Annotated in this window: 16 protein-coding genes; 13 read left to right on the forward strand and 3 right to left on the reverse strand. The window is 42.0% G+C overall.

Going from position 1 to position 19,018, the window contains the following annotated elements:
- Positions 1-84: 84 nt before the first annotated feature.
- Entirely contained in the window at positions 85-1,143 is a 1,059-nt protein-coding gene (locus ACZ9EE_RS19755; RefSeq protein ID WP_476029768.1) for a glycosyltransferase family 4 protein, read from the forward strand.
- A gap of 92 nt (positions 1,144-1,235) precedes the next feature.
- Here ACZ9EE_RS19755 and ACZ9EE_RS19760 read toward each other — a convergent pair whose 3' ends face one another.
- Positions 1,236-1,877, reverse strand: coding sequence for a YigZ family protein (locus ACZ9EE_RS19760; protein WP_476029770.1), 642 nt, complete (start codon positions 1,875-1,877; stop codon positions 1,236-1,238).
- Between the two features lie 369 nt (positions 1,878-2,246).
- Here ACZ9EE_RS19760 and ACZ9EE_RS19765 point away from each other — a divergent pair, with 369 nt between their 5' ends.
- The 7 genes from ACZ9EE_RS19765 (at position 2,247) to ACZ9EE_RS19795 (ending at position 9,838) form a co-directional block, all read left to right on the forward strand.
- Entirely contained in the window at positions 2,247-3,389 is a 1,143-nt protein-coding gene (locus tag ACZ9EE_RS19765; RefSeq protein WP_476029772.1) for a sensor histidine kinase, read from the forward strand.
- A gap of 48 nt (positions 3,390-3,437) precedes the next feature.
- Positions 3,438-4,124, forward strand: coding sequence for a response regulator (locus ACZ9EE_RS19770; RefSeq protein ID WP_476029774.1), 687 nt, complete (start codon positions 3,438-3,440; stop codon positions 4,122-4,124).
- Positions 4,125-4,211: 87 nt separating this feature from the next.
- Positions 4,212-5,051, forward strand: coding sequence for a DegV family protein (locus ACZ9EE_RS19775; protein WP_476029775.1), 840 nt, complete (start codon positions 4,212-4,214; stop codon positions 5,049-5,051).
- 64 nt (positions 5,052-5,115) lie between these two features.
- Positions 5,116-5,271, forward strand: coding sequence for a hypothetical protein (locus tag ACZ9EE_RS19780; RefSeq protein ID WP_476029776.1), 156 nt, complete (start codon positions 5,116-5,118; stop codon positions 5,269-5,271).
- Positions 5,272-6,579: 1,308 nt separating this feature from the next.
- Positions 6,580-7,614 carry a nuclease-related domain-containing protein gene (locus ACZ9EE_RS19785; RefSeq protein WP_476033019.1) on the forward strand — a complete coding sequence of 345 codons (1,035 nt, stop codon included), beginning with the start codon at positions 6,580-6,582 and terminating at the stop codon, positions 7,612-7,614.
- Positions 7,615-7,621: 7 nt separating this feature from the next.
- On the forward strand, positions 7,622-9,109 hold the full coding sequence (locus tag ACZ9EE_RS19790; RefSeq protein ID WP_476029778.1) for an ATP-dependent helicase ComFA: 1,488 nt from the start codon (positions 7,622-7,624) through the stop codon (positions 9,107-9,109).
- A gap of 12 nt (positions 9,110-9,121) precedes the next feature.
- Positions 9,122-9,838 (forward strand): ComF family protein, encoded by a 717-nt coding sequence (locus ACZ9EE_RS19795; protein ID WP_476029780.1) that lies wholly within the window; start codon positions 9,122-9,124, stop codon positions 9,836-9,838.
- Positions 9,839-9,863: 25 nt separating this feature from the next.
- On the opposite strand, the gene ACZ9EE_RS19800 is transcribed toward ACZ9EE_RS19795, so the two are convergent.
- A complete protein-coding gene (locus ACZ9EE_RS19800; RefSeq protein ID WP_476029782.1) occupies positions 9,864-10,361 on the reverse strand; it encodes a spore coat protein in 498 nt (165 codons plus the stop codon).
- Positions 10,362-10,635: 274 nt separating this feature from the next.
- On the opposite strand from ACZ9EE_RS19800, the gene hpf reads away from it, so the two are divergent.
- Positions 10,636-11,184 (forward strand): ribosome hibernation-promoting factor, HPF/YfiA family, encoded by a 549-nt coding sequence (gene hpf / locus ACZ9EE_RS19805; protein ID WP_476029784.1) that lies wholly within the window; start codon positions 10,636-10,638, stop codon positions 11,182-11,184.
- Between the two features lie 73 nt (positions 11,185-11,257).
- Positions 11,258-12,100: a DUF1028 domain-containing protein gene (locus tag ACZ9EE_RS19810; RefSeq protein WP_476029786.1), complete on the forward strand. Its 843-nt coding sequence runs from the start codon at positions 11,258-11,260 to the stop codon at positions 12,098-12,100.
- Positions 12,101-12,645: 545 nt separating this feature from the next.
- Here the strand turns inward: ACZ9EE_RS19810 and secA are convergent.
- A complete protein-coding gene (gene secA / locus ACZ9EE_RS19815) occupies positions 12,646-15,156 on the reverse strand; it encodes a preprotein translocase subunit SecA (protein ID WP_476029788.1) in 2,511 nt (836 codons plus the stop codon).
- A gap of 522 nt (positions 15,157-15,678) precedes the next feature.
- Between secA and ACZ9EE_RS19820 the strand changes: the two genes are divergently transcribed.
- From ACZ9EE_RS19820 to ACZ9EE_RS19830, 3 genes are read left to right on the forward strand one after another with little or no spacing between them, the layout of a single operon-like run.
- Entirely contained in the window at positions 15,679-17,082 is a 1,404-nt protein-coding gene (locus tag ACZ9EE_RS19820) for a cytochrome c3 family protein (RefSeq protein WP_476029790.1), read from the forward strand.
- A gap of 26 nt (positions 17,083-17,108) precedes the next feature.
- Positions 17,109-18,272 (forward strand): NapC/NirT family cytochrome c, encoded by a 1,164-nt coding sequence (locus tag ACZ9EE_RS19825; protein WP_476029792.1) that lies wholly within the window; start codon positions 17,109-17,111, stop codon positions 18,270-18,272.
- A 34-nt stretch (positions 18,273-18,306) separates the two neighbouring features.
- Complete coding sequence (locus tag ACZ9EE_RS19830; protein WP_476029794.1) at positions 18,307-19,014, forward strand: tetratricopeptide repeat protein; 708 nt, start codon at positions 18,307-18,309, stop codon at positions 19,012-19,014.
- Positions 19,015-19,018 lie beyond the last annotated feature (4 nt).

The following is a 19,018-nucleotide window of genomic DNA, read 5'->3' on the forward strand; positions in this document are numbered from 1 at the left end:
TGATATAATTCCCTATTTTTACTAATTTAGATTTGTTTTTGTTTTAACTTAAATGGACAAACTGACTAACAAGGAGGATGTCTCATGCTTTATCTTACCTTGTTAGTTTGTTTTATTATTACAATTGTTATAACACCGCTTATAAAGAAGTTAGCCTTTGTTATTGGCGCTACCGACCAGCCTAATAAGCGAAAAGTCCATACATCCTTAATGCCAAGGCTGGGAGGATTGTCCATTTTTATTAGTTTTATCGCAGGAATTCTTTTGTATAGACCTGTAAGTCAGTATTCAATCCCTATTCTGGTCGGTTGCTTTATTATTATCATCACCGGTTTTTGTGATGATCTGTTTGAACTACCTGCTAAATATAAGCTATTGAGTCAACTGGCCGCCGCATGCTATGTGGTTTTTCTAGGTGATCTTCAAATGGTTTTTATCAACCTGCCATTTGGTGGTCAACTTCATTTTGGTTTTTTAAGTATTCCATTTACGATTCTTTGGATTGTGGGAATTACCAATGCCATTAATTTGATAGATGGTCTGGATGGACTAGCTGCGGGTGTCTCGTCTATTGCCTTAATTGCCATTTCAGGAATGGCAATTATTCAGGGGAATTTCTATGTGGTGGCCGTTGGGTTAATTGTGCTTGCAAGCACGCTTGGATTTTTAATTTACAATTTTCATCCCGCCAGTATCTTTATGGGGGATACAGGTGCACTCTTTTTGGGTTTTATCATTTCCGTATTATCGCTGCTCGGTTTTAAAAACGTAACCTTTATTTCGTTTATTATTCCCATCATCATTCTCGGAGTACCCATTTCTGACACCCTCTTCGCGATTATACGAAGAATCATTAACAAACAGCCATTGTCAGCTCCTGATAAATCTCATCTCCATCATTGCATGCTGAGAATGGGGTTCTCCCATCGGCAAACCGTATTGCTGATCTATGCGATGGCCGCTTTTTTTGGACTTGTTGCCGTTATCTTTTCGCAGGCAAGAATTGGCGGCGCCCTCGTCTTAATCGGTGTAATCGTTCTGTTAATCGAAATTATTGCTGAAAAAATTGGCCTAATGGGCAAAGATCATAAGCCGCTATTGAATATGGTACGAACATTAACAACAGCCAAAGACCGCTCTTAATAGGACAAGGGACTCACAATTCTTGAGTCCCTTAATTTTTTTCCCAATTGTTTAGCCGTTATGGTCCTATTATAATCGACCTAAGGAAAAATTTATTCTCTTGTGTAGTCTTGTTCGAGATAAAGCATTTCGCCCTGCTCTAGTGTGCATTGGCCGTTGGTTAGTTCAATCATCCATTCTCTGAAGGATTGGACTTGACTTTCGTCTACATATGTTTCGACCTCAACGATATCTAAGTAGTGAATCTCTTTTATTTTATAATTGGAGGCGCGCAGTTCCTTTTCAATTTTCCCAAGCCAGGTATAGTCAAATTTGGCATGAATGATTTGAGAAAGCTTTCTTTCGACGATGCCCACCGCATCAAGTCCTTCAGAAGTGGCCTTCCCGTAAGCACGGATCAGCCCGCCGGCTCCTAATTTAATGCCGCCAAAGTAACGAGTAACAACGACGACTGTGTCTTTTAACTTTCGCTTTTTTAAAACTTCAAGGATCGGTACTCCAGCTGTTCCGCTTGGTTCACCATCATCATTGGCTTTTTGAATGTGATCGTGCTCGCCAATCAGGTAGGCTGAGCAGTTATGTGTTGCATTCCAATGCTGCTTCTTAATGGATTGAATAAACTCAATCGCTTCATTTTCAGTCTCCGCTCTTGTCAAATGGGCAATAAAACGAGATTTTTGAATCGAAATCTCGTGTTCACCGGATTGTTTTACAGTATGGTAACGAGGAAGCATAATAAGCTCCTTTCTTTATTAAAACTGGTAGTTTTTTGAGTTATTTAAGGTATTGTGGCATCTTTCTGTCATTTTACTAATAAGTTTTTATGTACAAAGATAATTTGTTTTATTTGTTTAACTTGTACAACTAGGAGCAAGTTTACGAAAAGAGCCTAAAAAAATTTGTAATATACCTTTAATATAGTGGTAACGTTCGAATGATATAATAGTAATGGTTCAATAAGTATCCTTAAAAGGAATGTAACACTATCATTATATTACTTTCACCCCAGAAGAAGGTCAATATGAGTGTTATGATTCGCTAATTGCTTTTATTCAATGTAAAATATGTTAAAGGCCTAAAGGGAAAACCCTGGAGGGAATGAAATGAAACTTAAACAGGTCAATACGAAGTCAATTGATGAAATTCGTGAAGAAATGATTGGCAGGGTAACAAGCAGTAAAAGTGATATTTTTCGAATTGGTGAGCAATGCCGTCAAGATTATGAGAGTATGACATCGGAACTTGGAAATATCAAGGAAATGATGGTTAAGCTCATTGAAGAGGGGAACCAGCTTGAAGATCAGGTTCATCAAGCCCGGCTGATGCTGTCAGAAGTGAGTATGAACTTTAAGCATTATACCGAAGAAGAAGTGCGTGAGGCCTATGAAAAAGCCCACCAGCTGCAAATGGACCTCTCCATCAATTGGCAGTACAAAAAACAGCTTTTGGAAAAACGGGATGATTTGGAGCGCAGATTGATTGGCTTAGATGACACAATCGACCGTGCCGACCAGCTTATTTCCCAAATTTCTGTGGTGATGAATTACTTGACAAGTGATTTAAAACAAGTGGGGGAAGTTATTGAAACCGCGAAAGCCAAACAAGACTTTGGTTTGAAAATTATTGAAGCCCAGGAAGAGGAGCGGAAACGTTTGTCCCGGGAAATTCATGATGGGCCTGCCCAAATGCTGGCCAATGTGATCATGCGTTCTGATCTGATTGAACGTGTTTATAAAGATCGAGGGCCAGAAGAGGCCTTTGCTGAAGTTCACAGCTATAAAAAAATGGTGCGGGCTGCGCTTTATGAGGTGCGGAGAATTATTTATGATCTTCGTCCGATGGCACTTGATGATTTAGGCCTTGTCCCCACCCTGAAAAAATACTTACAAACGATTGAAGAATATCATAACCACTCAAGGATCGAGTTTGTGAATGCCGGTCTAGAGCTCCGCCTGCCAACGAAATATGAGGTTGCGTTGTTCCGGATGATCCAAGAGTCTGTGCAAAATGCACTCAAGCATGCGAACGCCTGTGTAATCAACGTCAGATTGGAAATTACCAATTCTGCTGTCACCGTCCACATTAAGGATAATGGTGTTGGATTTGATACCTCGATCAAGAAGCCTGAGTCCTTTGGGATGATTGGAATGAGAGAGCGTGTCGACTTGCTTGAAGGAGAAATCACATACGATTCGAAAATAGGTAAAGGAACATCCGTCTTCATACGTGTTCCATTAATTAACTAAAGAAATTATAGCGGCAAATGATAAAATTGTAATAAGGGGGAGTACCAAATGACAACCAAAATTGCTATTATTGATGATCACCAACTATTCAGAGAAGGTGTAAAAAGAATACTAGAGTTTGAAAAGTCATTCCAGGTTGTGGCTGAAGGCGATGACGGCAGTGATGCTTTAGGACTGGTTGAACAGTACCAGCCGGATGTGGTTATTATGGATATTAATATGCCAGGAATGAATGGTGTCGAGGCAACCCGTGAGCTTGTTGAAAAACATCCAAATACAAAAGTGATTATTTTATCGATTCACGATGACGAAAATTATGTGACCCATGCTTTAAAAACAGGTGCATGCGGCTACTTGTTAAAAGAAATGGATGCTGACGCCCTAATTGAGGCAGTTCGTGTTGTGGCAGATGGCGGTTCCTACTTACATCCAAAGGTTACTCACAACCTTGTGAATGAATATCGCAAGCTGGCAACAACCGCAGGCCGTACCGGAGGCGGTTATGTGCAAACACTTGATATCCGCCGTCCATTGCATCTGTTAACCCGCCGTGAATGTGAAGTTCTGCAAATGCTTGCGGATGGAAAAAGCAACCGTGGCATTGGCGAATCATTATTTATCAGTGAAAAAACAGTTAAAAACCATGTAAGTAATATTTTACAAAAAATGAATGTCAATGACCGTACCCAAGCCGTTGTATCTGCAATTAAAAATGGCTGGGTTGAAGTGAGATAATTTGAAGAGCACGCCGATAAGGTGTGTTCTTTTTTTATGGTTTCATATACAATAAAGTGTAGTTCAACAGACAAGGATGGTACTTTTATGAAAACGGCAATTGTCACGGATAGCACCGCGTACATACCGAAAGAGTTACGAGAACAATTTACTATACATATGATCGCGTTAAATGTGATTTTCGGGACGGAAGCCTACCAGGAAGAGGTAGATTTATCCGCAAGTGCGTTTTATGAACAAATCAAAACAAATGGGCTGCCAACCACTTCCCAGCCGCCAATCGGGAAGTTTGTGGAGCTGTTTGAGGAACTAGCCGCGGATTATGATGCGGTGATTAGTATTCATTTGTCGAGCGGTATCAGCGGCACATATCAAGGAGCGGTAACCGCTGGTACCATGGTTGAAGGGATTAAGGTTTATCCGTTTGATTCTGAAATCAGCTGTATGGTTCAGGGGTTTTACGCGCTAGAGGCGGCTGAAATGGCCGAGCGCGGGGAAGCGCCTGAACTGATTATGAGCCGGTTGGAAGAGTTAAAGCAGTCAGCCGATGCTTATTTCATGGTGGATGACTTGACCAATCTCCAACGGGGCGGCCGGCTGTCGAGCGCGCAAGCCTTTATTGGCGGTCTGTTGCAGGTGAAGCCGCTGCTGCATTTTGAAGAGAAGGTCATAGTGCCATTTGAAAAAATTCGCACCCGGAAGAGGGCTCTAAAACGGATAGTGGATTTACTTGGTGAAGCTGTCTCAGAGGGCGAGGAATACCGGGCTGTGATTATTCATGCGAATCGTGAGGCGGAGGCGGAGGAGTGGCGTAAGGAGTTAGCGGGTCTGTATCCTCATGTCGAATTTATGATCGGCTATTTTGGAGCTGTGATTGGTACCCATCTTGGTGAGGGTGCGATGGGGATGGGCTGGATGAAAAAATAAGATTGTTGGTTTGCAGCCATTCCGGTGTTTGAGCCGGGATGGCTTTTTTGATTGGGTGTGCTGGATGGCTGTTTGGAGTGGGTTGGCGAAAATAATGGAGATTTGTACGGAAAAAAGTGCGAAGTATACGGAATTATTAAGAAAGTGGACGGAAATAAATCGGAACCCCACGGAAATCCAAGCTAAGTATGCGGAAATGCAGCGGGAGGTAACCTGGTGACAGAGCTAGATTTTAGAAATAGGTAATTGAAAAGAAGGGTTTACGGAAATAAAGGGGATTTGTACGGAAAAAAGTGAGAAGTGTACGGAAATATTAGGAAAGTGCACGGAAATAAATGGGAAACCTGCGGAATTCCAGGCTAAGTATACGGAAATGCAGCGGGAGGGAACTTGGTGACAGAGCTAGAGATAGAATTAGGTAATTGAAAAAGAAGGGTTTACGGTAATAATGGAGATTTGTACGGAAAAAAGGGAGAAGTGTACGGAATTATTAAGAAAGTGCACGGAAATAAATCGGAACCCTGCGGAATTCTGGACCGAGTATGCGGAAATGCAGAGGGCGGGCAACCCGTTGACAGAGCTAGAGATAGAAACAGGTAATTGAAAAAGAGGGGTTTACGGTAATAATGGAGATTTGTACGGAAAAAAGGGAGAAGTGTACGGAATTCTGGACCGAGTATGCTGAAATGCAGCGGAAGGGTAACCCGGTTACAGAGCTGATTTTAGAAATAGGTAATTGAAAAGAAGGGTTTACGGAAATAAACGGGATTTGTACGGAAAAAAGTGAAAAGTGTACGGAATTATTTCGAAAGTGCACGGAAATAAATCGGAACCCTACGGAATTCTGGACCAAGTATGCGGAAATGCAGAGGGCGGGCAACCCGGTGACAGAGCTAGAGATAGAAACAGGTAATTGAAAAAGAAGGGTTTACGGAAATAAAGGGGATTTGTACGGAAAAAAGGGAGAAGTGTACGGAATTATTAAGAAAGTGCACGGAAATAAATCGGACCCCGCGGAATTCCAGACCAAGTATGCGGAAATGCAGCGGTAAGGCAACCTGGTTACAGAGCTAGATTTAGTAATAGGTAATTGAAAAAGAAGAGTTTACGGAAATAAAGGGGATTTGTACGGAAAAAAGTGAGAAGTGTACGGAATTATTAAGAAAGTGCGCGGAAATAAATCGGAAACCCGTGGAATTCCAGACCAAGTATGCGGAAATGCAGCGGTAAGGCAACCTGGTTACAGAGCTAGATTTAGTAATAGGTAATTGAAAAAGAAGGGTTCACGGAAATAAAGTGGATTTGTACGGAAAAAAGTGAAAGGTGTACGGAATTATTTCGAAAGTGCGCGGAAATAAATCAGAAACCCGCGGAATTCCAGCCCAAGTTCACGGAATCGAAACCGGAGTCATCCCCCGATCAAAGAACAGAACACCTTTAAAATAACCCTAAAAAAATCTCCAAAACTTTTTCAAAAACCATGTAGGAATTCATCAAATAATGTAGAATTATAAAGAAAAAAGGAGTGATGCATATTGCTTATAAAAGAACTAACTCTTCCTCAAAGACTTATCCTAACGGTAACCTTAAAAAATATTTAAACCGAAATCACCCAATGTATCCAGTAATTGAAAAAGACCTAGCCAAAAGATGGGCAGGCTACTGGGGCGAATTGGCTCTGGCGAACTACATGAAAGAACTGCCTCAAGAAAACTACCTAATCCTCCACGACCTTGAGCTTAAACTCCACGACATCTACTTTCAAATTGATACCCTGCTAATCTCTCAAACCCATATCCTAATCATCGAAGCCAAAAATATCAGCGGAACATTGTATTTTGATAATGTCTTTAACCAGCTCCTCCGAAAAAATCAGGACGGAACAGAAGAATCCTTTGAGGACCCACGAATCCAATGCCGAAGACTGCAATCCCTTCTACGAAGATGGCTAATCCTACATCAGCGCCATTTGCTTCCCATCGATTACCTTATTTTTTTCAAAAGCGCCAATAAAACTATATTGAAAACCAGCGGTACCGGTACAGACCTTACAAGAATTTGCAAAGGAAGAGACCTTTTCAGTAAAATTGAAGACACCGAAAAGCGATTCCAACAAGTTAAAATCCAAGCCTCTAAAAGGAATGAAATCGCCCAATTCCTATTGAGCCAGCATACTCCAAAACCAATCGATATTTTACAAGAGTATAATCTCACCGTGACAGACCTTCTCCTAGGTGTCCCTTGCCCAAATTGTACCCACATTCCAATGCATTACCAAACGGGAAAATGGATCTGTCCAAAATGCGGCTCAACCTCCAAAGAAGCCCATATCGAGGCACTCATTGATTATTTCCTCTTGATTAAACCAACCATCACAAACCGCGAATGCCAGACCATCTTCCACATTCCCAACTCAGACATCTCGAGAAATCTATTAATCTCCCTCAACCTTCCAACTTCCGGTCATACAAAAAAGCGAGTGTACCATCAATGGCCCGGTACTAAAGGTTATCTAATGATAGCAGATAAAATCATCGCCCAGCATCAATTCCAGAGAAGGTGATCCATACATGAGATTTATCCAAAAAGACAACCTCATAATCCCAAGTAAAACAAAAGAGGATTCCCTGCCGATCTCAGCTATCACAACCATCCCGACACCAAGGCTTAACCCGGCATTCTCCTACAACTCTGAACTCCAGCAACTCCTAACAGGTAAACAGCTCCTCCTCGACGACCTCCCCTTCCCGCTTTCCGACATTCAAGAACACTATGAAAATGGCTATCTTACCTACCGAAAAGGAATCGAAAAAAACGGAAAACAATCCATCTGTGCCCGTTGTGGCAACAAGAATCCGCACTGGTTTGCTGCCTTTCCATGCGCTAGATGCGGTGAGACGTGTCTATATTGCCGCAGCTGCCTGGTGATGGGAAGAATCAGTGAATGCACGCCGCTCATTGGCTGGAACGGCCCAGCCCCTGAATTTCAGATCCCAGCCCAAATCATGGCCTGGGAGGGGACACTTTCCGAAGGTCAGAAAGTGGCATCCGACCATGTTGTCGAGGCGATCCACCAAAACGAAGAGCACCTCATCTGGGCCGTCTGCGGGGCAGGCAAAACCGAGGTCTTGTTTGCTGGAATCGATTCCGCACTTGCCGAGAAAAAAAGAATTTGTATTGCCACGCCAAGAACGGATGTCGTCTTAGAACTCACCCCCAGATTAAAAGCGGCCTTTCCCAATATCCCGATTGCCTCCCTTTACGGCGGGAGTGAAGACCGCCACCTTTTTGCGCCTCTGACGATTGCGACCACCCATCAGCTCCTTCGTTTTTACCATGCCTTTGAGACAATCATTCTAGATGAAGTAGACGCCTTTCCATATACAGTGGAAGAGTCGCTTCAGTATGCAGCCGTACAGGCACGAAAACCAGTTTCCGCGATGATTTACCTTACTGCGACTCCCAATGCTAAATGGCAAAGAGAATGCCGCACAGGTAAAAGGGCGTATACGACCATTCCGGCCCGATTTCACCGCAAGCCGCTCCCGGTCCCGTCTTTCGTTTGGTGCGGTAACTGGCAAAAGCAGCTTCAAAAAGGAAGGCTCCCGCTCAATGTGATTAAGTGGGTCAAAACCAGAATCCAGGCTGACAAACAGACATTAGTATTTTTTCCTCATATCCCGTTGATGGAAAAAGCATTGACCATCTTACGAAAAATTCATCCTGCGATCGAAGCGGTTCATGCCGAAGACCCTGACCGAAAAAGTAAGGTGCAAAAAATGCGCAACAATCAAGTTCTAATGCTCCTTACTACGACCATCCTTGAGCGAGGGGTTACCTTTCCGAATATCGATGTAGCTGTTGTGGGAGCAGAGGACTCTATTTTTACCGAGAGTGCCCTCGTCCAAATTGCCGGCCGCGCAGGGCGGAGCAAGGATCATCCAACTGGGGTTGTGACCTTTTTTCATTACGGAAAAACCGAAGACATGCTAAAAGCGAGAAGACAGATTGTCACGATGAACCGAGAGGGACTTATCAAAGGACTACTTGATAAATAGGGGGCTGTTTAAATGAATCTATTTCAGCAAGAACGTTGTCTTTATTGCCACAAGGTAATTATACCTGATGTGAGTTGGCATACATTATTCTCACCAGAAAAGGAACCCCTTCTATGCCCGACTTGTCAGGGAAGACTGGAGAAAATAGCAGGAGAAACCTGCTGCATTTGCAGTCGGCCTTTTCACCACTTAGATGGACAATTTCGTGACGGGGACATCTGTCATGATTGCACCCGCTGGGAAGAGGACCCTGACTGGCAGGGCTTTCTTAAAAAGAATCATTCTCTTTACCTTTACAACCAATTTTTAAAAGAGCTGATCGCCGTGTACAAATTTCGCGGTGATTATGTATTAGCGAAGGTATTTGCTGAACTTTTTAAAAAAGAAATAACTAAAATTAACCCAGATTTACTCATTCCTATTCCTTTAAGTGAAGAGCGCCTGTATGAACGCGGCTTTAATCAGGCAGCGGCGCTCCTAACCTTTTCGGGCTTCCAACCGGACCATATCCTTACGCGGGTTCATTCTGAAAAACAATCGAAAAAATCACGAGCAGAGCGGATCCATATCCCGCAGGTTTTTAAAGTCGATCCAGACGGTGAAATACAGGGAAAAAGGATTTTGTTAGTCGATGATATTTACACAACCGGCTCGACACTAAGACATGCAGCTAAACTTCTAAAAGGGGCGGGGGCAGCGAGCGTCCAATCGTTCACAATTGCAAGGTAGACTCGAACCCCGTCGCCCTTTGAATTCAGAATCTCATCCTAAGTGCCTTTTGAGCATTTTCAATATCATGACCGAGAAGAAGCCCTAGATCATAGGCAGGATAGTAGCCATGCTTGTGCATATAGTTAAAGACTCTCTCGTGCCCATGAATTGCTCCCGTTAGTTGATTTGTAAAGGTTCTTCGCAATGCAGGTGTGGCTGTTTCAGTAATGGCAGTGGCAAGATTTCGCACCATTGTTTTTGATAATGCCAACAGATCGCCGGCGAAGAAGCCGATATCTTGGCGGACTTCTTCCTCTTCACGTCCTTGATAGCCTTGGGCGGAAGGGTAAAATTTCAGTAATTCGTGTAGGTTTTTTTCAAGGTCCTGAATACATAAACGGTATAATTCTCTAAGTTCGGTATCAGTAACTTTATTGATCGACATTTTCAGTTTCATTAATCCTAGGGATTGAAAAGCCACCATTTCGTGTAATTCCAAGGTCTCATGCCAGGCCAGCTTTTTCCTATTTTCCTGTTCCATGATTCGCATCCTCCATTCATGTTCACATCACTGTAACGTATTCCCTAGGCTTATTAGTGGCAAATTGTCCTCCAGAATAATAAAATAAATATATGAATAACCATTCATTTTAGAAAAAACAACCTAGTAAAGTCAATGTCTGTATTCCTTATTGACACTATTTCCCTATTATTTTTGTCAAAAATTCGACAAAATTATTGTTCTGTTTTAGCAGGAATCTCATAGGGTAAAATAGAATTGTATTTACATAGCCTTAACAAAAGGAGGAGTCCACATGAAATACAACGTACGTGGCGAAAACATTGAGGTTACTCCAGCAATTAGAGAGTATGTTGAAAAGAAGATTTCTAAATTAGAGCGTTATTTTACTGAGGCACCTGATGCAAAGGTGAACGTGAATCTTAGATTCAATCAAGATAAATCTTCAAAAGTTGAGGTCACTATTCCACTGCCGCAATTAGTATTACGCGCTGAAGAAACAAACGTTGATATGTATGCAGCGATTGACTTGATTACTGACAAACTTGAACGTCAAATCCGTAAGCACAAAACAAAAGTAAACCGTAAATTCCGTGAAAAAGGGGAACCTTCTTTCACTTTTGTAGCAACTGAAAGCCCTGAGGCTCTCGAGTATGATGAAGAAGATCTTGAATTAGTCCGTACTAAGCGTTTTGATTTGAAACCAATGGACAGTGAAGAAGCGATCTTGCAAATGAACATGTTGGGCCACAGCTTCTATGTATTCACTAATTCTGATACTAATCGTACAAATGTTGTTTATAAGCGTAAAGATGGCCGTTATGGCTTAATTGAAGCACAGTAAACTTGATAGCAGGAACGCTGCTCCTTTGCGGAGCAGTGTTTTTTTATAAAAACGCAAAAACGGAGGTTACATCATGACATTTTCAATCGTTGGCTATGACCCATCTGAAAAAGAATGGGGAATTGCCGTGCAGTCTAAGTTTTTAGGAGTAGGTGCAGTAGTTCCTTGGGCAAAAGCAGGTGTGGGTGCAGTTGCGACTCAGTCTTATGCCAATACGGCTTTTGGTCCAAAAGGACTTGAATTAATGGCCCAGGGAAAAACAGCGCAAGAAGTACTTGAATTACTAATTGCGGACGACCCTGAGCGAGAGATGCGCCAGTTCGGCTTAATTGATGCGGCTGGAAATGCTGCTAGCTTTACTGGTAAGGAATGCTATGATTGGGCAGGCGGGCTCACAGGGGCTCATTTTGCCGCACAAGGAAATATTTTAGTGGATGAAAAAACTGTGAACGCGATGGGGCGCGTGTTTGAAGAGACCGAAGGAACACTTGCAGCAAGATTGCTTGCAGCATTAGATGCTGGGCAAGAAGCCGGCGGGGATAGCAGAGGCAAGCAGTCGGCGGCGCTATTGGTAGTAAAGGAAGCTGGCGGCTACGGCGGCTTTAATGACCGCTTTGTGGACCTCCGCGTGGATGATCATCCTGACCCCATTAAGGAATTAATCCGCCTCTATCAGCTTCAGCAATTATATTTTGCGCTATCAAAACCGGAGAGGATCGTTTCGGTTGAAGGGAAGGTAAAAGCGGAGTTAATTGTACAGTTGGGAAGATGGGGCTATTTAACGGGTGATATGATTGGAATCGAGGAAGTTTATCGTGCGTTAACCAACTTTATTCATACAGAAAACTTTGAAATGAGAGAACAGCCAACAGGATTAATTGACTTAGAGATTTTAGAATATATGAATAGGAACTAATAAAAATAGAGTTGTCCCCATGTGGATAACTCTATTTTTATATACTTATCCACAAAATTCTGAATGTTATACACATTAATCACAAGTGTTATATAAAATATGTGTATAAAGTAGATTGTCTATCCTGAGAGAAGGGGAGGGTGGTTGATTTCTATGAAAACTTCTCCTATAAAACAAAGTTCAGGTATTTCATTTGTGAATTGTCTAAAGGGATTAACCCTATTAGACAAAATCGCTTAGTGTTTATCAAAAACTGTTCAATATAGAGCCCCTATAAGACAAAACTCTTGTGATTTATGGCAAATTGTCCAATAGAAGCACTCTAATAGACAGAAACCTTGTGTAGCCAAAGTAGATTGTCCAATAGATGCGCTTCTATCGGACAAAACTCTCGAGAATTCTAGAAAACTGTCCAATAGAGGTATTCAATAGAAAACGGAATAATACAAAAAGATGGCCAGCGACAAAATCGCTGACCGAAAATACAAAATCTATAAGAATTGTCCAGCACCAGCCCAAGCGGCTAGTGTGCCGCCATCTTCTTATTATTTCCCAGCGCCACAGCAGTTTTTATACTTCTTACCACTGCCGCAGATACATGGGGCATTACGGCCGACATCCAGCTGCTTCACTTTTGGCTTCTGCTTCACTGGTTCGCCGTCTTCCTTCGGATTCACAGCTTGGCCTTTCGCCACCTCTTGACGCTCGAGGTTATTGCGAATTTCCGCCTTCATGATATACATGGCTGTTTCATCTTCGATCGATTGAATCATCGCTTCAAACATTGCGAATCCTTCATGCTGGTATTCACGAAGCGGATCGATTTGTCCATAAGCGCGCAGATGGATTCCTTGACGAAGCTGATCCATGGCATCAATATGGTCCGTCCATTTAGAGTCAACCGCTCTTAATGTGACAACCTTCTCGAATTCACGCATCTGCTCAGGGAACAGAATCTGTTCCTTCTCCTCGTAGCGCTCCTTGACTTTTGCAAAAATCGCTTCAACGATTTCTTCCGGCTCTTTGCCCTTTAAGTCATCTACCGTGATATCACCTTCATGAAGAAGGGTAGCCTGAACGTATTCGACAATCGCTTGCAGATCCCATTCTTCCTCATCCTCATGACGAGGGGCATGAACATCGACATTCCGCTCAATCGAGTTTAGAATCATCTTCTGAACGATGTCGCGAAGGTTTTCAGATTCTAGTACCTCATCACGCTGCGAGTAAATGATCTCACGCTGCTGACGAAGGACATCGTCATATTGTAAGAGCTGTTTACGGGCATCAAAGTTATTGCCCTCGACCCGTTTTTGCGCCGATTCCACGGCACGGGAAACCATTTTACTTTGGATTGGCTGAGTGTCATCCATACCAAGTCTTTGCATCATCGCTTTCATATTGTCAGAGCCAAAGCGGCGCATCAATTCATCTTCCATTGATAGATAGAATTGAGTTACACCAGGGTCCCCTTGACGCCCGGAACGTCCACGAAGCTGGTTATCAATCCGCCGGCTTTCATGACGCTCGGTGCCAATTACCGCGAGACCGCCAAGTTCGATTACACCCTCACCAAGCTTAATGTCTGTACCACGACCGGCCATGTTGGTCGCAATCGTAACGGAACCCTGATGACCTGCTTCAGCAATGATTTCTGCTTCCCGTTCATGGTTTTTCGCATTCAAGACATTATGTTGAATGCGTTTCTTGGATAAATAATTGGAAATTAATTCGGATGTTTCAATCGCGACGGTACCAACCAGCACTGGTTGTCCCTTTTGATGGCGTTCGGCAATATCTTCCACCACTGCACGGAACTTGCCGTCCATCGTGGCGTAAATTAAATCCGCACGATCATCACGGGCAATCGGTCTATTTGTTGGAATCACAATAACATTCATATTATAAATGTTCCGGAATTCCTCTTCTTCCGTTTTCGCTGTACCGGTCATACCGGCTAATTTTTCATACATACGGAAGTAGTTTTGGAACGTAATCGTTGCCATCGTCATGCTTTCATTTTGAACCTCAAGACCTTCTTTTGCTTCAATGGCCTGGTGCAGGCCTTCGCTATAACGGCGGCCCTTCATCAAACGGCCCGTAAATTGGTCAACGATGACAATCTCACCGTCTTGAACAACGTAATCAATATCCAGGTGCATGCTGACATTGGCTTTTAACGCCTGGTTAATATGATGGTTCAACGTAACATGGGCCATATCGAAGAGGTTTTCAATGCCGAATGCTTTTTCAGCTTTACTAATTCCTTCTTCGGTGAGCATGACGCCCTTTGTTTTCTCGTCATAGCTGTAATCTACTTCTTTTGTCAACGTCCGCACAAACGCATTTGCTTGGATATAAAGCACAGCTGATTTCTGGGCTGAACCAGAGATAATCAATGGTGTACGGGCTTCGTCAATTAAGATGGAGTCAACCTCGTCAATGACCGCATAAAAAAGCGGGCGCTGAACTTTTTGCTCTTTATAAAGGACCATATTGTCACGAAGGTAGTCGAAACCAAATTCGTTGTTTGTTCCGTAGGTAATATCAGCTGCATAGGCAGCCTGTTTTTCTTCGCTATCCATACTGTTTAAGTTTAAGCCGACAGTAAGGCCTAGAAATTCATACAATTGGCCCATTTCAGTTGCGTCACGGCTAGCCAGGTATTCGTTGACGGTAACAACGTGAACACCCTTACCTGAAATGGCATTTAAGTAAACCGGCATCGTTGCCGTTAATGTTTTACCTTCCCCGGTCTTCATTTCCGAAATGTTACCTTCATGGAGAGAAATACCACCCATTAATTGGACGTGGTAAGGATATAATCCAAGCACACGACGGGCGCCTTCACGGACAACTGCAAATGCTTCCACAAGCAAATCATCAAGTGTTTCGCCTTTTTGATAGCGTGCTTTAAACTCTTCTGTTTTTTCGCGAAGCTGATCATCTGTTAATCTTTCGGTTTCGGTTGCAAGTGTATCAATCTTGGCTGCAAGCTTGTCTAACCGCTTCAACTCGCGTTTGTTCAAATCAAATACTTTATTTAAAATCCCCATACCTGATGAACGCTCCTTTATCTGAGACTAATTCATATTAAATATCCATGTCAAAATGTTCGATAATTTCCCTTTTCATCTTACCATTTACTTTTTACAGTGACAACAATGTTAAGAGCAGAGTAAAAAGGGTGATTCTACTATTATATAGTAACTACTCATCGAACACTAATAAAGCGCTAGCAAAAATTCGGTTTTTCGACAATAATGACAGACTTATGGCACTTTTGTGACCTAGGACACTATTACGTTTATAAATGAATAACGGTTGTATAAATTATAATATTTTTGTATAAAAATTAATAATTAATGATGTTTACACTATTGTAGTAGTGCTAATTAAACCCTTTGAAAACAACATTTATATGTTGTTTTTAGGTAAAAATCAACTGGCGGAAAGTGTGAAAAAATATTCACAAATTGTACATTGGAATATACTCTTACAATGTTAGATACTACCTTTAGAGAGGTTAATATGGAAAATAAATAGAGAAAAAGTCCGAAATGGGAAGGGTGAGTTAATTGGCCATTTGGGGGAAAAAGAAAAATAAAGAAACAGATCCCGATACTAGAGAAAATAGAAAAAAGGTTGGCCTAATCCGCAGACTCTGGCAAAAGTTCAGAGCCATTGACTGGAAGAACCCAGTTAATAGATGGAAGTTATTATTTGTTTCATTAATTGGTTGCATTGTTTTATTTGGCGGTGGATACGGAGTTCTTTCTTTTACCAACTCGCCGTCCTTTTGTTCCAGCTGTCATGAAATGCAGCCGGAATATACGTCTTATACAGCTAGTGCCCACAACCAGATTTCCTGTGTTCAGTGTCATATTAAGCCAGGTACGGTAAATATGCTGACACACAAAATGAAATCGTTAAAAGAAGTTTACTACCACGTTACAGGGGTACCAGAACAGATTGTTCAAACAGAAGAAGAAGCAGTTTCAAGTCAGAACTGTTTACAATGTCACTCGAAAAACCGGCTGGTTACAGCCTCAGGTGATTTAAAGGTAAATCACAAAGGACATATTGAACAAGGGATCCCTTGTATTACCTGTCACTCAGGTGTTGTCCACGCAAAAATGGCCTCTCGCGGAATCAATACAGAAGAGGTTCGCGGTGATTGGACAAAGGCAAGTGCCGAAAAGTTAATGGAAGAAAAATACTTGAGACCGAATATGGGTACCTGTATTGACTGTCACGATAAAGTAAATAATGGCGAAAAGCCTTGGTTAGAAGCTTCTTACAACGTTCCGCCGAACCCTGAAGAAGCAGCGAAAAAAATCGAAGAAAGCAAAAAAGTAACAACCAGTAAAACAACAACTGCTGCGGCAACTGAGAGCGAAAAAACAGCGACTACAAGTGAAACAGAAGCAGCAACGCTGGCAGCACATGATCAAAAAACACAAGACATCATTCTTCAAGCAATTGGTAAGCAGCAAAAAGACGTCAAGCTTTCCATGGCCTGTGAAACTTGTCATAAAAAGGTGAAGGTGCCAAAGAGCCATAAAGTGGCAGGGTGGAGTGGAGCCCACGGCAGCACGGCAATTCAAAGCTTAGACAAGTGTGTAAACTGCCACCAAGATTCTAAGTGGGCCAGAGCTATTCCAAAAGAGGATATTATCTCTCTCCTTAAGATGAAGACGAAAACAAACTATGTACCAAACTTAACAGTTGTAAAAGAACAAACAAGAATCAATAAGTTCTGTAGTGCATGTCACGCAGACCGTCCATCAGGACACGGCACAAGTGATGCATGGTTAACAGGACACGCTAAGAAAGCCTTAACAGCAGATCAAAAAGAAGAATGCTTCGTCTGCCACGACCGGGAAAAACCAGTGGCAGGTTCAACAACTCCAAAAGCACCAACAGATGTTTATTGCCAATACTGTCACAGAACGGGTTTTAAGTCTCCGGTAAAGAACTAATTAAATCATAAAGGAGGGTCGCTTTTATGGATGAGGAGCACAATCAAGAGCTGCCCGCCCCTCCAAAATTTCGCTATAAATTAATCAAAATAGCAACGTTAACTCTGTTGTTTCTAGTCCTTTTGTCCTTTGCAGGGTTATTCGGACTAGAAACAACCTCAAGCTCAAAGGCTTGCACATCCTGCCATGAGATGAAACCAGAGTACTATACGTGGAAAGCCTCTACACACAGCGAGGTTGCTTGTACCAGCTGTCATACGGATGCTGTGTACAAGGATTTAGCGAAAGATAAGGCCCAAGAATTAGTGGCTCAATTAAAAAAACAATCTGAGGGTACTTCAGCAGCACCGATACGTATGCCAAATGAAATACCGAATAGTGCATGTGAATCTTGTCACAATGTTTTTACAAGAGAAGTTACCCCTTCAGGGGATATAGTTATTCCCCATGATAAACATGAAAATAAGGGTGTCGAATGTGTGCAATGTCATAGTGGGGTTGCACATGGAAAAGTAGCAGATCGAAAAATGACCTACACAACAGACTTAGATAAATGGGATAGTCAAGTTGGAACAGAGGCGATGTCAGATATTAAGTTTATCCGGCCGGATATGGATACGTGTATTGAATGCCATAAGGCACGGAAAGTGACAACCGAATGCAGTGCTTGTCATAAAACGGGAATGATTCCAAAAAGTCATAAGAAAGCAGACTTTGCAACCAAGACACATGGAATACAAGCTGCAACTAACTTGCAAAAGTGCAATCAATGCCATAAGGATATGTCAACAGTCCCAATTGAGGGATACGAAGATGTTCCAGCGGTAACCAAGTATCTTAATAAGGATACCGGGACCATTCAAAAGAAAAAGAATCAATACGATTATGCGAAGGAAAATACCTTCTGTAAAGATTGCCACAGTAAACGTCCCGCTAGTCATTCAAGCAGTTGGATGAAGGACCATGGCAATGAAGCATCAAAAAATAAGCAAGAATGTTTAGCGTGCCATAACTACCAACAAGCAGGTGGAGTTAGTACAACAATGGTTGCTTGCGCATCTTGTCATCCCGCCTTGCATAAGGGATTTGATAAAGCAAGGCATCCAATACCACTGGCAGAAAAGCAAAGTGTTACTGAGAAATGTTATACCTGTCATGTAAAAAATAAATGCACAGCCTGTCATAAATAATAGGCGGGTACATTGCTAGATTAGGAGGGTTCGTATGGAAGCTCAAGAACATCCACTCAGTCAAGAAAAAGAGACACGTACAAAAAAAGAACCTAATAAGAAAAAAAAGAAATCAAAAAATGAAAAATTTAAATGGTGGCAAACTCTTCTCCTATTAACACTGACCTTAGTTATCTCAGTTGGAGCAGGATACTATGTGAGCAGTAAATATTTATGGTCAAGCTACGATAAGGACCAACTAAAGCAGCAATTACAAAGCGCAAAAGATACTGTTGATAAAAAGCCTAATGACCCGAAATCCTACGTAAGCCTGGGTTATGCGTATTTCTTAAATGGGGAGAACGATGAAGCCATTAACCAATACAAGATTGCGCTAGATTTAGATAAAAATGATTTTGATGCTTACTTCAATCTAGGACTTGTCTATAACAAAGAAAATCGCCTTAATGACTCAGTGAAAATGGCGCAAAAGGCAACGGAAATATCTCCAAAAGACTACAAAGGATTTCTATTAAAAGGAATGTCTTACCGAAAACTTAAGATGTATAGCGATTCCATTGAGGCATTAAATGAAGCTAATAAATTAATGCCAGGAAATACAGATATACTTTATGAAATTGGTCGTGTTGCGGAAGACCAAGGTGATAAGAAGAATGCGGAAGAAATCTACAAAGACGCACTAAATTACGACCCTATGTACAAACCAGCCTTAGAAGGGCTCAAGAGAATCGGCAAAAAATAGCTAA

The sequence above is a fragment of the Bacillus sp. URHA0034 genome (genome assembly GCF_056280405.1).

Coding starts and splice junctions, on each gene's coding strand:
- ACZ9EE_RS19755 (WP_476029768.1), top strand. CDS start 85: ATGCTTTATCTTACCTTGTTAGTTTGTTTTATTATTACAATTGTTATA.
- ACZ9EE_RS19760 (WP_476029770.1), bottom strand. CDS start 1,877: ATGCTTCCTCGTTACCATACTGTAAAACAATCCGGTGAACACGAGATT.
- ACZ9EE_RS19765 (WP_476029772.1), top strand. CDS start 2,247: ATGAAACTTAAACAGGTCAATACGAAGTCAATTGATGAAATTCGTGAA.
- ACZ9EE_RS19770 (WP_476029774.1), top strand. CDS start 3,438: ATGACAACCAAAATTGCTATTATTGATGATCACCAACTATTCAGAGAA.
- ACZ9EE_RS19775 (WP_476029775.1), top strand. CDS start 4,212: ATGAAAACGGCAATTGTCACGGATAGCACCGCGTACATACCGAAAGAG.
- ACZ9EE_RS19780 (WP_476029776.1), top strand. CDS start 5,116: ATGGCTGTTTGGAGTGGGTTGGCGAAAATAATGGAGATTTGTACGGAA.
- ACZ9EE_RS19785 (WP_476033019.1), top strand. CDS start 6,580: ATGCATATTGCTTATAAAAGAACTAACTCTTCCTCAAAGACTTATCCT.
- ACZ9EE_RS19790 (WP_476029778.1), top strand. CDS start 7,622: ATGAGATTTATCCAAAAAGACAACCTCATAATCCCAAGTAAAACAAAA.
- ACZ9EE_RS19795 (WP_476029780.1), top strand. CDS start 9,122: ATGAATCTATTTCAGCAAGAACGTTGTCTTTATTGCCACAAGGTAATT.
- ACZ9EE_RS19800 (WP_476029782.1), bottom strand. CDS start 10,361: ATGGAACAGGAAAATAGGAAAAAGCTGGCCTGGCATGAGACCTTGGAA.
- hpf (WP_476029784.1), top strand. CDS start 10,636: ATGAAATACAACGTACGTGGCGAAAACATTGAGGTTACTCCAGCAATT.
- ACZ9EE_RS19810 (WP_476029786.1), top strand. CDS start 11,258: ATGACATTTTCAATCGTTGGCTATGACCCATCTGAAAAAGAATGGGGA.
- secA (WP_476029788.1), bottom strand. CDS start 15,156: ATGGGGATTTTAAATAAAGTATTTGATTTGAACAAACGCGAGTTGAAG.
- ACZ9EE_RS19825 (WP_476029792.1), top strand. CDS start 17,109: ATGGATGAGGAGCACAATCAAGAGCTGCCCGCCCCTCCAAAATTTCGC.
- ACZ9EE_RS19830 (WP_476029794.1), top strand. CDS start 18,307: ATGGAAGCTCAAGAACATCCACTCAGTCAAGAAAAAGAGACACGTACA.